Origin of the sequence: Peribacillus simplex (genome assembly GCF_030123325.1) — a bacterium.
Classification (GTDB): domain Bacteria; phylum Bacillota; class Bacilli; order Bacillales; family DSM-1321; genus Peribacillus; species Peribacillus simplex_D.
The window spans coordinates 5,736,566-5,750,733 of the sequence record NZ_CP126106.1 but is presented as its reverse complement, the minus strand read 5'-3'; the positions used below and the strand labels follow the sequence as shown (position 1 = coordinate 5,750,733).

Below are 14,168 nucleotides of genomic sequence, written 5' to 3'. Positions count from 1 at the left end.
TAAGTCGACTCTAATTTCTTCAATACACATTAAAAAATAATGAAAGTTACCGTTGCCGCTTTCAGGGGCAGCGGTTTTTATTTTAGGCTCTTTTCGTAAAGATTGTTGTTTTTAAAACGAAACGATTTCAGGTTGATTGGAGCGCAAGTGCGAGACTCCTGCGGGAGCAGCGGGACAGGTGAGACCCCACAGGCGTTTACACCGAGGAGGCTCACCGCCCGCCCCGTGGAAAGCGAGCATCTGGAGGGGAAATCAACCACACTGCTTTACTTGGTAAATAGCAACAAAGTATGCGAAAACAGCCTTATTTTAAAATGCATTAAAAATTGGAAAGGATATGCTTGTTTTGCTTATAGGGCACTGTAAGGTATGATAATAGGTAGGCAAATCCAACAATTGATAGTAAAAACATAATGAAAGCTAGAGGATATATATGAAAATAACGATTATTACTGTTGGCAAGCTAAAGGAAAAATACTTAAAGCAAGGAATTGCTGAATATACTAAAAGGTTAAGCGCCTATGCTAATATAGAACTTGTCGAAGTACCGGATGAAAAAGCCCCGGAGAACCTGAGTGCAGCGGACATGGACATTGTAAAGCAAAAGGAGGGTGAACGAATCCTGGCGAAAGTCAGCCCTGACACCTACGTAATAACGCTTGAAATCAATGGAAAACAGCTTACTTCAGAGCAGCTGGCCACTCATATGGATCAGCTCGCCACCTATGGAAAGAGCAAAATTGCCTTTATTATCGGCGGATCGCTTGGGCTTGGCACCGAGGTGTTATCAAGAAGCGATTATGCCCTTTCCTTCTCGAAAATGACCTTTCCGCATCAATTAATGAAACTGGTTCTGGTGGAGCAAATATATCGGGCTTTTCGGATAAATAGAAATGAACCTTATCATAAATGAAATGACTACGGGGGAATTCCCCGTAAGGTTAATGGGATAACATATTAAATCTTAATGTAATGAAAAGAGGGTAACGAATGAATAAAGAGTCCATTTATGGTTTAACATTCGAACAATTGACAGCGTGGCTTTCGGACCATGGCCATAAAAAATTCAGAGCTTCCCAAGTCTGGGAGTGGCTTTATAGAACACGTGTGACGAGTTTCTCTGAAATGACGGATGTAAATAAAGAGTGCATAAAATTACTTGAAGAGCACTTTGTCATCCAGACTTTGACTCAGCACGTCAAGCAAGAATCAGCGGATGGTACGATCAAGTTTTTGTTTAAATTACAGGATGGAAATCTTATCGAAACGGTCATGATGAGACATAAATACGGAATTTCGGTTTGCGTCACCACCCAAGTGGGTTGCAATATTGGCTGCAGTTTCTGTGCCAGTGGATTATTGGCCAAAAGCCGTGATTTATCCAGCGGGGAAATAGTGGAACAAATCATGAACGTTCAACTTCATCTGGATAAATTGGAACAAGAGGATGTTGTAAGCCATGTTGTTGTAATGGGTATTGGCGAACCGTTCGATAACTTTGAAAATATGTTGGACTTTTTGAAGGTGCTCATGGACCATAAGGGCCTTGCTATAGCGGGCAGGCGCATTACTGTTTCGACGAGCGGTCTTGCCAATAAGATTTATGAATTCACCGATACCCAATTACAGGTGAATCTGGCCATCTCATTGCATGCGCCGAATAATGAGCTCAGGACACAGATCATGAAAATAAACCGAGGTATCCCGATAGAAAAATTGATGAAATCTCTTGATTATTATTTAGAGAAAACGAATAGGAGAATTACGATTGAATATATCCTATTGAAAGATGTCAATGACCATCAAGAAGAAGCCGAGCAACTCGCCACTCTTCTTGAGGACAAAAAACATCGGCTCTATGTCAACCTGATTCCATATAATCCTGTAGATGAGCATAGTCAATATCAAAGAAGTGAAAAAGAGTCCGTTCTCGCGTTTTATGATACGCTGAAAAAGAGAGGCGTAAATTGTAAAATCCGCCAAGAACATGGAACGGATATTGATGCAGCTTGCGGCCAGCTTAGAAGCAAGCAAATAAAGAAGGCTGAAGCCCAGTAATTCACTAAGAGAAAACACAGAAAGAGGCCGCATATTTTGCGGCCTCTTTTTGTGTGATTTTATTATTTAGCTATTTCCTTTACCGAGGCGACTTCATACGTTGTAAGCTCGCTGCCTAGAATTGGAGATTCTTTTTTTGCTTCACCGGAACCTGGTTCAGGCCGTTTATGTGCAGCTTTGAATGCATCGCTATTTCTCCAAGCAGTAAAGTTATCAAGGTTTTCCCAGTACATATTAACGCTCAGTTCATCGTGGTCCGACAAATTCTGCGTTAATAATACTTCAACTTTTACGAAGCCTTCCGTAGTATCAAGTGGACCTGGTGCAGTAAATCCTGGGGCCATGACTGCACCCATCCCTTTTTTGACTCTGATTCTATTCGTTACGATTATCATAAATCAGCACTCCTTTTGGACATCGGTTTAGAAACTACACCCTATTTCGGCTTTTATATCATACATATTTTAGCATATTGAAAGAAGCAGGGTCCATTTTGATTAACTCAGATCATGATATCCTGATGACCGTTGTTTTAATGAAGACGAACGTTTCATTATATTGAAATAAGGCAATTGAAATTTGGTTAGTACAAGGTTTATCGATGCATATAGCGTATAATAGAACCTTGTATAAGGAAATTACGATTATGGAAACAATAAAGCAATATACTAAACAACAAAAGAGGCTGTCATATGAATGAATTGAGTTTTACTGATTATACATTAAGCGATGAAATTATAAGGGCATTAGAAAGCTTGGGATATCAAAGTCCAACCGAAGTACAGCGTGAAGTGATACCAGTGGCGCTGAAAAAGCGGGATCTAGTCGTTAAATCCCAAACGGGAAGCGGCAAGACCGCTTCATTCGGCATACCGATCTGCGAAATGGTCGATTGGGAGGAGAATAAGCCTCAGGCGCTTATTTTAACACCGACACGCGAGCTTGCTGTACAGGTTAAAGAGGATATTACGAATATAGGCAGATTTAAAAGGATAAAGGCTACTGCGGTTTATGGAAAACATCCATTCGCACAGCAAAAAGCGGAATTGAAACAAAAAAGCCATGTAGTCGTTGGAACTCCGGGGCGTGTTCTGGATCATATCGAGAAAGGGACACTCGCCTTGGAACGCTTAACTCATTTAGTTATTGATGAAGCGGATGAAATGCTGAATATGGGCTTCATTGAACAAGTGGAAGCCATTATTAAAGAGCTTCCGAAAGATAGAGTAACCATGCTGTTCTCTGCTACGTTACCTGAGAGTATAAAAAAGCTATGCAAGCAATATATGAAAGATCCTTTGGATATTGAAATCAAAGCAAAGGGCTTAACGACGGAGAAAATTGAACATGCTCTTATTGAAGTGAAAGAAGATGATAAGTTTTCCCTGCTTAGAGACGTCACCATCACGGAAAACCCCGATAGCTGCATCATTTTCTGTCGGACGAAAGATAGGGTAGATCAAGTATGTGAACAGCTGCTGGAACTGGAATATCCGTGTGATATGATACACGGCGGCATGCTTCAGGAAGATCGCCTTGCAGTGATGAATGAATTCAGAAGAGGTGAATTCCGCTATTTGGTTGCGACAGATGTTGCTGCGCGTGGAATTGACATCGACAATATAACCCATGTGATTAACTATGACCTGCCATTGGAAAAGGAAAGTTACGTACATCGAACTGGAAGAACGGGCCGTGCCGGTAAAAAAGGAAAAGCCATTACTTTTATGACGCCGTACGAAGACAAATTCCTTGCTGAGATTCAAGGATATATCGGTTTTGAAATCCCTAAAATGACTGTTCCTTCAAAAGAGGAAGTCTCCAATAAAAAATTGGAATTCGAAGCGAAACTGGAAGCTCGTCCCAAGATCAAAAAAGATAAAAGTGAACAGTTGAATAAACAAATCATGAAGTTGTATTTTAATGGCGGCAAGAAAAAGAAACTCAGGGCTGTGGATTTTGTCGGAACCATCGCAAAGATTGATGGAGTGAATGCAGAGGACATTGGGATCATTACGATCCAGGACAATGTTTCTTATGTGGAAATATTGAATGAAAAGGGACCGCTTGTCTTGAAAGTGATGAAAAATACGAAAGTAAAAGGCAAACTTTTGAAGGTTTCAGAGGCTTTTAAGAAGTAAAGGTGTTGAATGAAAAGAAGCGGGAAGATCGAAATATCGGTCTCCCGCTTCTTTTTTATATGTTAATGATCCGTCTTAAGTGTTTCAAAACTGGGGACGGGAAGCATTCCACCTATCCCCCAATGACCTACCTACCGTGAAGATTCTTTTTTTGAATTCTGTTTATCCGACAAAATAGAGTGGTATATGAGGAAGGATAACGCAATTTTTTCGAATCAATTAAGTACATACAACACGATTTAATCTGAATTCTTAGACATGGAGGGGAATGAGTGGGATGGCAAAAGCAAATGAAAACGGAAGAATCAATGAGCAAAGTAAGCAGCGACAGTTGGATCAATATCGAGTGGACGATAATGGGAAAAAGATGACGACTAACCAAGGTTTGCGCATTTCTGAGGATGAGCATTCTTTGAAGGCTGGAACGCGTGGTCCGACTTTGATGGAGGACTTTCAATTCCGGGAAAAAATGACCCATTTTGACCATGAGCGTATTCCTGAGCGGATTGTCCATGCCCGTGGATCTGGTGCTCATGGATATTTTCAGGTATATGAACCGATGGCCGAATATACAAAAGCCAAGTTTCTTCAAGACCCTTCAGTCAAGACACCCGTATTCGTTCGCTTCTCAACGGTGGCAGGTTCCCGTGGATCTGCAGACTCGGTACGTGATGTTAGGGGATTTTCTACAAAGTTCTATACTGAGGAAGGAAACTATGATTTAGTCGGAAATAATATTCCGGTATTCTTTATCCAGGATGCCATTAAATTCCCGGATTTAATTCATGCGGTTAAACCGGAGCCTCATAACGAAATACCTCAGGCTGCGTCTGCCCATGATACTTTTTGGGACTTCGTCGCCAACAATGAAGAAACGGCTCATATGATCATGTGGCATCTTTCTGATAGGGCCATACCGAGGAGTTTCCGGATGATGGAAGGGTTTGGTGTCCATACATTCCGTTTTGTAAATGAACAAGGCGTGGCCCATTTCGTTAAATTCCATTGGAAGCCTGTACTTGGAGTTAAATCCCTTGTCTGGGATGAGGCACAGAAAATTGCAGGGAAGAATCCTGATTTTCACCGCCAAGATCTGTGGGAAGCGATAGACACCGGAAATTATCCTGAATTTGAATTTGGCGTGCAAATGATTAAGGAGGAAGATGAATTCAAATTCGACTTTGATATCCTTGATCCTACTAAACTATGGCCGGAAGAACAGATTCCGGTGAAAATAATCGGAAAAATGGTTTTGAATCAAAATACGGATAACTTTTTTGCAGAGACGGAACAGATAGCGTTCCATCCGGGGCATGTCGTACCGGGTATTGATTTTTCAAATGATCCGCTGCTCCAGGGACGGTTATTCTCATACACCGATACCCAGCTATCCCGATTGGGAGGACCGAATTTCCATGAGCTTCCGATTAATAGGACGGTTGCCCCCGTTCATAATAATCAACGCGATGGCATGCACCGAATGTCAATAAATCCAGGACAGGTCAGCTACCACAAAAATTCCCTTGCAGGCAACTCTCCCGAACCTGCTTCGGAAGAGGAAGGCGGCTATGCACATTACCAGGAAAAAGTCGATGGCAGGAAGGTCCGACAACGCAGTGAAAGCTTCAAGGATCATTACAGCCAGGCTAAATTATTTTGGAATAGCATGACGGAAGTGGAGAAGGAGCATATTATTCAGGCGTTCCACTTTGAAGTGGGAAAAGTGAAAAGTAAGGACGTTCAGCAGCAAATCGTCGAGATGTTCAGCAATGTGGATGTAGAGCTGGCTAAAACGATCGCTATTGGGGTGGGCGTGAATCCTCCGGCCAACAAAAGTGAGGTCAAAATGGATTTGGCTTCTCCAGCTTTAAGCCAGGAGCAAATGAAGGTGAACACGGCCGCAACAAGGAAAGTGGCAATCTTGGCTGCAAATGGCTTCAACGGGTCAGAGGTCAATCAAGTTTTGGAATCATTTAAATCGGCAGGGATAACGGCTGAAATCATCAGTCATAACCGTGGAGTGATTACAAGTTCTAAAGGACAGCAGGCCGAGGTGAATCAGACATTCCTGACAGCCGATTCGGTACTTTTCGATGCTGTATATGTGCCAGGAGGGCAGGAGAGCGTCAATTCTTTAAAGGCATCCAAGGAACCAATTTACTTTGTTGATGAAGCCTACAATCATTTCAAAGCAATTGGTGCGGGAAAAGAAGGAGCCGAAATCCTATCGAAGGCAGGCATCGGTTCCAATGATCCAGCCTCAGGCATTGTAGCTGTTACGGATAAAAATAGTGGTACTGTCTTTATCGAGGCGATTGCCAAGCACCGTCACTGGAATCGCGTTTAATATTGGATGAAAAACCCCCAGACTTGGAGTCGGGGGTTTTTCAATAAAGGCATTTCGTATCAAGCTACATTGCTTTTTCTTCAAAAAGCGATGCAATGCCAACGATCACCTTAGTGGCCAGGATCATGTTATCGACGGAAATAAATTCATATTTGCCATGAAAGTTCTCCCCGCCCGTAAAGATGTTGGGTGTTGGCAGGCCCATATACGATAATTGAGAACCGTCCGTACCACCGCGTATTGGCGAGATTTTCGGTTTTATATCGAGTTTCTCCATTGCTTCGTGGGCAATATCCACGATTTCCTTTACGGGCTCAATTTTTTCCTTCATGTTGAAGTATTGGTCGTTTAATTCAAGCTGGATGCGGTTTTGCCCATATTTTTCTTTTAAATCTTCGATTACTTTTGTTATATATTCCTTGCGTTCATTAAATTTTTGGCGGTCGAAATCCCTGATGATATAAGAAAGCTTGGTCTCTTCCACATCACCGTGAAATGAAATCAGATGATAAAATCCTTCGTAACCCTCCGTATATTCCGGTGCTTCTGCCACTGGGAGTTCATTATGGAATTCCATGGCGATTTTTGCCGAGTTGACCATTTTTCCTTTAGCCGTACCAGGGTGAATATTCGTCCCTTTGATCAGGATTTTGGCCGATGCTGCATTGAAGCTCTCATATTCAAGTTCTCCAAGTGGACCACCGTCCACGGTGTAGGCAAATTGAGCATCAAAAGCATCTACATCAAACTTATGGGGCCCCCTGCCGATTTCCTCATCGGGAGTAAAAGCAACACGGATTTTTCCATGCTTGATTTCCGGATGCTGGATCAAATAATCCATGGCAGTCATGATTTCGGCAATTCCAGCCTTATTATCTGCTCCCAACAGGGTTGTCCCATCCGTTGTAATCAAGGTATGCCCTTTATAGTTCTTAAGCGAAGGAAAATCATCAGGTGAAAGAATGACATCCAATTTTTCATGTAAAGTAAGATCATTGCCATCATAGTTGTCAATGATTTGCGGTTTTACATCTTTTCCAGTGAAATCCGTTGCTGTATCGACATGTGCCAAGAAACCGATTGTCGGGACATCCTTACTTGAATTGGCTGGCAATGTTGCCATGACATATCCGTTCTGATCAATTGTCACTTCCTTCATCCCAATCGATTGAAGTTCCTTGACCAATGCATTTGCCAAGGTCAACTGTCCGGGTGTAGAGGGACATGAGGGATTTTCCTCATTCGATTGGGTATCTACTTTCACATAAGAAGTGAATCTTTCAATGATTTCATTTTTCACTTTTCCTTCAACTCCTTTTTCCCTTATCTTACCATGATTGATCAAAATGGAAAAATTATCTTTCCCTATGTGGCATACAGACTTATTTCCAAGTCTTCAAGGGTGTTGTCATAAGCAAAGAACAGCATATCCGCAAATGGACATGCCGTTCCTTGCTTATCTCTTTTTAGAGCGGATTATTCAAAGCCCATACCGATACGCTTTTCCCATGAACGGGAAAGGTCGCGAAACCATCTTCTTCAATGGTGATGTGGTCATCTCTATGACAAGTTAAATCACTCCAGATTTCACCAGCACGATGTTTACCGACGAACATCCTTTTTTCACTGTTGCGATCTCCATTCGAAATTATGACGGCGCACCCCGAGCCTTCTAGCTCTTCAACTCCGTGCCGGACCCAGCCTATCGTATTTGGATCATCAAAGTAATCAGTCTGTTCCCCGTATGCTTTTTCATACCTTGCATATAAGAGGCGATCTAGAATGTCCTTTTTCCCTGGCACCGGAGAAGGCCCGCCGATTCCATAATAGTCCCCGTAAAAGACACATGGATAACCGCAAAGTCTAAGCAAGGTAAGTGCATATGCCGATGGTTTGAACCAATCCTTTACCCAAGATTCCAGGGATTCATGGGGCTGGGAGTCATGGTTGTCGACAAAAGTGACGGCCTCTGCCGGATTGGTTTGGACGAGGGTATTATCAAAGATGGTTGAGAGGTCGAAGTCAGTTCCTGCGTTTGAGGCCTCATGAAATTTATAATGCAGGGAAACATCGAACAAGTTGAGGTCATGATTGGTTTGCTCTAAGTAAGTTTGACATGCTTTAACATCCGCCTTCCAAAATTCGCCGACCATGAAGAAATGTTCCTTTGTATAAGGAATGAGTTCTTGGAGAAATTCATTGATGAATTCATAATCGATATGTTTAACGGCGTCCAAACGAAAACCATCACACTTTAACGTATCAACCATCCATTTTCCCCAGCTAATCATTTCCTGACGAACTTCCGGCAGGCTGTAATCGATATTGGCAAACATTAAATAATCATAGTTTCCGAATTCATCGATGACATGCTGATTCCAGTGCTTGTTTTCGCCTGTGATTCGATATACACCCATTTTGTCGTTTTCGGCATCATAGTCTGTACCATTAAAATGAGTATGGTTCCATTTAAAATCAGAGTATTTATTTTTACGGCCTGGAAAATCGAATTTTGTCCAGCCTTCCATTTCAAATGGTTCTGAGATATCTTCCATACGGTTTTCTGGATTGACTTCAATCACTTCAAATTTTTCGGTTCCATCGGCTCCTGCTTTATGGTTCATGACTAAATCGATATAAACGCAAAGTCCGTAGTTATGACAGGTGGCTATCGCTTGCAACAATTCATCTTTGGTCCCGTATTTGGTACGAACTGTTCCTTTTTGGTCAAATTCCCCCAAATCGTATCCATCGTATATTCCATATCCATTATCCCCAACGGATTGCCCTTTGGTTACTGGCGGAAGCCAAACGCAGTCAATTCCTATATCCTTCAACTTGGAGGCTGCAAATTTCAATCTCTCCCAATGAGAACCATCTGCCTCAAGATGCCACTCAAAAAATTGCATCATCGTATGATTTCTTTTCATCCGTTTCCCCCCTGACACCGACCCGTTTTTAACAAAAGTGAAACTGTACGATCGGATAAAGTAATAATGGAAATCTTTACCCCCTAATTCCAATTGATAAACAAGTGAACAACCCTCTTGATTGAGGTTCATTTACCTCTCTATTTTACTATTTTATACCAAATAAGGGTATTTTATATTGATTAGCAGCTAAAAATTAATCAAATGTGGAGGAATAACCCGGAAAAAGCCATACGCCAATTCAATAAAAAAGGTATCCCGAATATTTTTGGGATACCTCAGACTATAGATAATTCGAAGAAAAGCAGTTTGCCTACCGTTTTCATTAAAGGCTGTTTTCGCATACTTTGTTGCTATTCCAAGTAAAGCGGTGTGGTTGATTCCAGATGCTCGCTTTCCGCGGGGCGGGCGGTGAGCCTCCTCGGCGAAAACGCCTGTGGGGTCTCACTTGTCCCGCTGCTCCCGCAGGAGTCTCGCACTTGCGCTCCAATCAACGTTAAATAGTTTCTTTTAAAAACAACAATCTTTACGAAAAGTGCCTCTTTAAAAAACGTTCAAGTTGTTTTCAGAAATCCGCTTTCTTTCCGCTGGCTGTTGACGATATTTGCCGATATGCCCATGATGATCAAAGCCGTGGCCATTGTCATGATGATGAGGGATATATTGAAATTATGTGAGTACATCACACCGGAAAAGGTTTTCTTATAAATGACGTAAATGAACAATCCGATGGCATGCCAACAGTAATCCAATTAGGGAGTCAATGATTGAAAAACTCTCGGTCTTGTCCAAAAAGCTTGATTTGAAAATATCATTAAAAGTGGTGCTGGTTGTCGTCGTATCCATTTTCTATTCCTCCAAAATTTATATGTTTGTTGCAATCAGCCGTATCTTCTGCTTAGTTGGTATTTTGAAAAAGCTGTTTTTCTAGTATCGATGATGGATAACAATTGTTTGATGATATCCGGAAGAAATTCGTCAAACTTTATTTCCAGGATGACACAATCTGGGTCTAAAGCATCGACCACGATCAATTCGGGATTCAGGAAGTCCGTATCCCGAAAGCTCGTTTTCACGTTACTGTCAAAGGTGACCCGCACATTTCCATACTCATAGATGAATACCTCCCTTTCATAGTCAACGACGGTTGTCGGCTTGATTTGGAAAAGGGTCATTTGAATGTATAAGTCCCTGAGGATATCCCTTGAATCCTGGGACATCCAATCTATATCCCCTGAACGAATCCGTTCGTATTCCTCGGCAGAAAGCATGCACTTCTGTTTATAGGTAAGGTTATTCCGCTTACTCTTTTTTTCTAGATTGATGAAATTGGCATTATGATCATAAAGTCTAGCCCTGAACTTATCCCTGTGATAGAACCCCTCTGTTTTTTGCCGCAGGATTTTATTGTCAAAGTTATCGAAATAAACACTTCGAATTAAATATTTCCCATCACACCCATGGGGATCAAGTCTCATGAAGTTTTGCAGATTTTTTCTTAATAAATGACAATCCGCTTTGGTGATTGCATGTTTAAGTTCCCGCCTTCCCTTTAAACCGTTCATTGCCGTTCCTCCTTTTTCATGATTTTTGACTGCGTTCAGCTTATAAACAGAATCTTAATAAAACCTTAACAACATTTTTTATATTCAATAGTTAAGTGGAGAATAGGCCCCAGTTTTAACCTTTTCTTAATTTTATTGGAAATTAATAGCAGAAAAATGAGTGGATTTACTCATTGAGAATAATTATCATTATCAGTAAAATTAGTTCCATGATAATGATAATTATTCTCAATTAATTTAATATATGGAGGTTCACTATGGTAACTAACATGCTTACGAAAAATGATCAACTACTGGAACAACAAAATACAAGGGAATCAAATGCCCGATCATATCCTAGAAGATTACCCATGGCGATCGATCAAGCGGAGGGAATTTACTTAACAGACATGGATGGAAAACGTTATATTGATTTTCTGGCGGGGGCTGGAACATTAGCGCTTGGACACAATCATCCGGCAGTGCTCGAGGCAATGGAAAAAATTCTTAAGGACAAGCGTCCTTTGCATACATTGGACTTTACGACGCCGATCAAAGAGCAGTTCGTCGATGAAATTTTTGAATGCCTGCCTGAGGAATTCAGGAAAAATGCAAAAATTCAATTCTGTGGTCCTACTGGCGGAGACGCCATTGAGGCAGCACTTAAACTAGTAAAAACAGCGACAGGCAATAGAAGTATTTTATCCTTCCAAGGTGCTTACCACGGGGCAACGCATGCAACCATGTCAATCAGCGGCAATACAAAGCCAAAGGAAAAAATACAAGGGTTAATCCCAGATGTACAATTCCTGCCGTATCCTTATCAGTATCGCTGTCCCTTTGGAATAGGCGGGGAAGAAAGCCATAAAATCAGCAGCCAGTATATCGAAAATCTATTGAACGATCCCGAATCAGGATTATTGCCGCCTGCAGGAATGATTTTAGAAGCAGTACAAGGCGAGGGAGGCTCCATTCCAGCTCCAATTCCATGGCTTAAGGAAATCAGGAGAATAACAAAAGAGAAGGGCATTCCGCTAATTATCGACGAAGTTCAATCAGGTATCGGCCGTACAGGGAAAATGTTTGCCTTTGAACATGCAGGAATCATTCCGGATGTTCTTGTACTATCCAAAGCAATAGGCGGAAGTCTTCCATTATCGGTGGTGATTTATAACAAAGAGCTTGACCTATGGTCACCAGGTGCACATATCGGTACGTTCCGCGGAAACCAAATGGCAATGGCAGCAGGAACAGCTACTTTAAAATACATGAAAGAGACGAATCTTGTGGAGCATGCCGCTAAAATGGGAGAAATCTTAAAGGATATTCTTAAAGATTTGCAAAAAGATATTAAGCAGATCGGTGATGTCAGGGGCCGGGGATTAATGGTCGGTGTGGAAATGATCAATCCTGAAGAACCGCAAAATGCGAATGGAAGCCATCCTGCTGATTCGCAACTTGCCAGTGCCATTCAACAGGAATGTTTTCAAAGAGGATTGATACTGGAAGTTGGCGGCAGACATGGAAGTGTAGTGAGGTTCTTGCCTCCATTGATCGTAACGGAATCCCAGCTTCGCGGGGCCACTGCAATTTTTGAACAAGCTGTTCGAGCAGCTGTTGCAAGAGGGTGAATGAACAATGATCGAAATGATAAATAGAACGGATTTTGCTTATTCTCGATTGTTCTTGAATAACGAAGAAGGTTTCAATAACTACAGCCAGTCATTAAAAATCATTGAAAAAAAGCTGACGGACTTTTTAAAAGGGAACGATTCACCATACTCTGGGAAAAAACCGTATGAAATCGAAGCAAGATTAAACGAGCTGTCCCTTGCTTCTCTAAAAGGGAAGACAATGGAAGCGGTAGCGGATGAGCTGGCAGAGTTTGTTATTAACGACAGCATCAATGTACACAGCCCCACTTGTATCGGACATTTGCATTGCCCGACATTAATACCTGCCGTGGCTGCCGAAATGATTATAGGTACGTTGAATCAATCCATGGATTCATGGGACCAAAGCTCGGCGGCCACCTTCGTTGAAGAGAGTTTAATAGATTGGCTGTGCAGCCAGGCGGGGTTACCTGAACAAGCGGATGGGATTTTCACTAGCGGTGGAACCCAATCTAATTATATGGGACTGCTATTGGCGAGGGACGCTTATTGTAAGCGTTTCTGGGGTGTGGATGTTCAGCAGCAAGGTTTGCCAGTCGAGGCGAAAAAATTGCGGATTTTATGCTCCGAGGCTGCCCACTTTACGGTCCGTAAATCAGCGGCACAGCTGGGTCTTGGTGAACAGGCTGTAGTCACGATTAAAACGGATTCAAATCACCGTCTGTCCATGGATGAATTAAATCTTCAAATGTCGATTCTAGAGGAACAGGGTTTACTGCCATTTGCCATCGTTGCAACTTGTGGAACAACGGATTTCGGTTCAATCGATCCATTACACGAATTGTCCGAAGCTGCAAGGAAGAATGGGATATGGCTGCATGTGGACGCCGCATATGGAGGCGCGATGATTTTAAGTAAGGATTACAAAGAGTTAATCAGCGGAATTGAACGGGCCGACTCGATTACGGTTGATTTTCACAAATTATTCTATCAACCCATCAGTTGTGGTGCTTTTCTTGTCTCTGACAGCAACTCATTTCAATATATCCAGCATCATGCCGATTACTTGAATCCTCAGGAAGATGAAGCCGAGGGCATGGTTCACTTAGTCAATAAATCGGTTCAAACGACGAGAAGGTTCGACGCATTGAAACTCTGGATGTCATTGAAGGTCGTTGGACTGGATACCTTTGCCGAAATGATCGACTATACTTGCCATCTTGCACGTGAAGTGGCAGCGAAGATCGATAAGGAGGAAGGATTCACAGTATTAAATAAAGAACCTGAATTGAATGCGGTTGTATTCCGTTATAATCCCGTGGGTGAAAGTGATCAGTTAGTAAATCTATTAAATAAACAGATTCAGCAAGAATTACTGAAAAGCGGACGGGCATTTTTAGCAAAAACGCGTTTTGACGGACAGGTATATTTAAAAATGACACTATTGAATCCAATGACAAGCCTTGAACACATAGAGGGAATTTTAGACGAAATCCGAGTATTAGGTGAAATGTTCAAGATAATGGAGGAATGAA

At 41.9% G+C, this 14,168-nt stretch carries 10 protein-coding genes and 1 pseudogene; 6 read left to right on the top strand and 5 right to left on the bottom strand.

Annotated features, from left to right (window positions below; all coding sequences use genetic code 11):
• The first annotated feature begins 433 nt into the window (after window positions 1–433).
• Window positions 434–913 (top strand): 23S rRNA (pseudouridine(1915)-N(3))-methyltransferase RlmH, encoded by a 480-nt coding sequence (gene rlmH / locus QNH43_RS27420; RefSeq protein WP_063234290.1) that lies wholly within the window; start codon window positions 434–436, stop codon window positions 911–913.
• 77 nt (window positions 914–990) lie between these two features.
• Entirely contained in the window at window positions 991–2,058 is a 1,068-nt protein-coding gene (gene rlmN / locus QNH43_RS27415) for a dual-specificity RNA methyltransferase RlmN (RefSeq protein ID WP_283916437.1), read from the top strand.
• A 62-nt stretch (window positions 2,059–2,120) separates the two neighbouring features.
• Here the strand turns inward: rlmN and QNH43_RS27410 are convergent, their stop codons facing one another.
• A complete protein-coding gene (locus QNH43_RS27410) occupies window positions 2,121–2,453 on the bottom strand; it encodes a heme oxygenase (RefSeq protein ID WP_063234288.1) in 333 nt (110 codons plus the stop codon).
• Window positions 2,454–2,750: 297 nt separating this feature from the next.
• Between QNH43_RS27410 and QNH43_RS27405 the strand changes: the two genes are divergently transcribed.
• Both QNH43_RS27405 and QNH43_RS27400 read left to right on the top strand, forming a co-directional pair.
• A complete protein-coding gene (locus QNH43_RS27405; RefSeq protein ID WP_283916436.1) occupies window positions 2,751–4,199 on the top strand; it encodes a DEAD/DEAH box helicase in 1,449 nt (482 codons plus the stop codon).
• A 277-nt stretch (window positions 4,200–4,476) separates the two neighbouring features.
• Complete coding sequence (locus QNH43_RS27400; RefSeq protein WP_283916435.1) at window positions 4,477–6,546, top strand: catalase; 2,070 nt, start codon at window positions 4,477–4,479, stop codon at window positions 6,544–6,546.
• Between the two features lie 64 nt (window positions 6,547–6,610).
• Here the strand turns inward: QNH43_RS27400 and pepT are convergent, their stop codons facing one another.
• From pepT to QNH43_RS27380, 4 genes and pseudogenes are all read right to left on the bottom strand, one after another.
• On the bottom strand, window positions 6,611–7,846 hold the full coding sequence (pepT, locus tag QNH43_RS27395) for a peptidase T (RefSeq protein ID WP_283916434.1): 1,236 nt from the start codon (window positions 7,844–7,846) through the stop codon (window positions 6,611–6,613).
• Between the two features lie 166 nt (window positions 7,847–8,012).
• A complete protein-coding gene (locus tag QNH43_RS27390) occupies window positions 8,013–9,476 on the bottom strand; it encodes an alpha-amylase (protein ID WP_283916433.1) in 1,464 nt (487 codons plus the stop codon).
• 590 nt (window positions 9,477–10,066) lie between these two features.
• Window positions 10,067–10,322: pseudogene (locus QNH43_RS27385) on the bottom strand (DUF4956 domain-containing protein); the annotation flags it as partial.
• Between the two features lie 35 nt (window positions 10,323–10,357).
• Window positions 10,358–11,041, bottom strand: a complete 684-nt coding sequence (locus QNH43_RS27380; RefSeq protein ID WP_283916432.1) for a polyphosphate polymerase domain-containing protein — start codon at window positions 11,039–11,041, stop codon at window positions 10,358–10,360.
• A 257-nt stretch (window positions 11,042–11,298) separates the two neighbouring features.
• On the opposite strand from QNH43_RS27380, the gene QNH43_RS27375 reads away from it, so the two are divergent.
• Together QNH43_RS27375 and QNH43_RS27370 are read left to right on the top strand one after the other, a co-directional pair.
• On the top strand, window positions 11,299–12,651 hold the full coding sequence (locus tag QNH43_RS27375) for an aspartate aminotransferase family protein (protein WP_283916431.1): 1,353 nt from the start codon (window positions 11,299–11,301) through the stop codon (window positions 12,649–12,651).
• A gap of 7 nt (window positions 12,652–12,658) precedes the next feature.
• A complete protein-coding gene (locus QNH43_RS27370) occupies window positions 12,659–14,167 on the top strand; it encodes a pyridoxal phosphate-dependent decarboxylase family protein (RefSeq protein WP_283916430.1) in 1,509 nt (502 codons plus the stop codon).
• Window position 14,168: the final 1 nt, after the last annotated feature.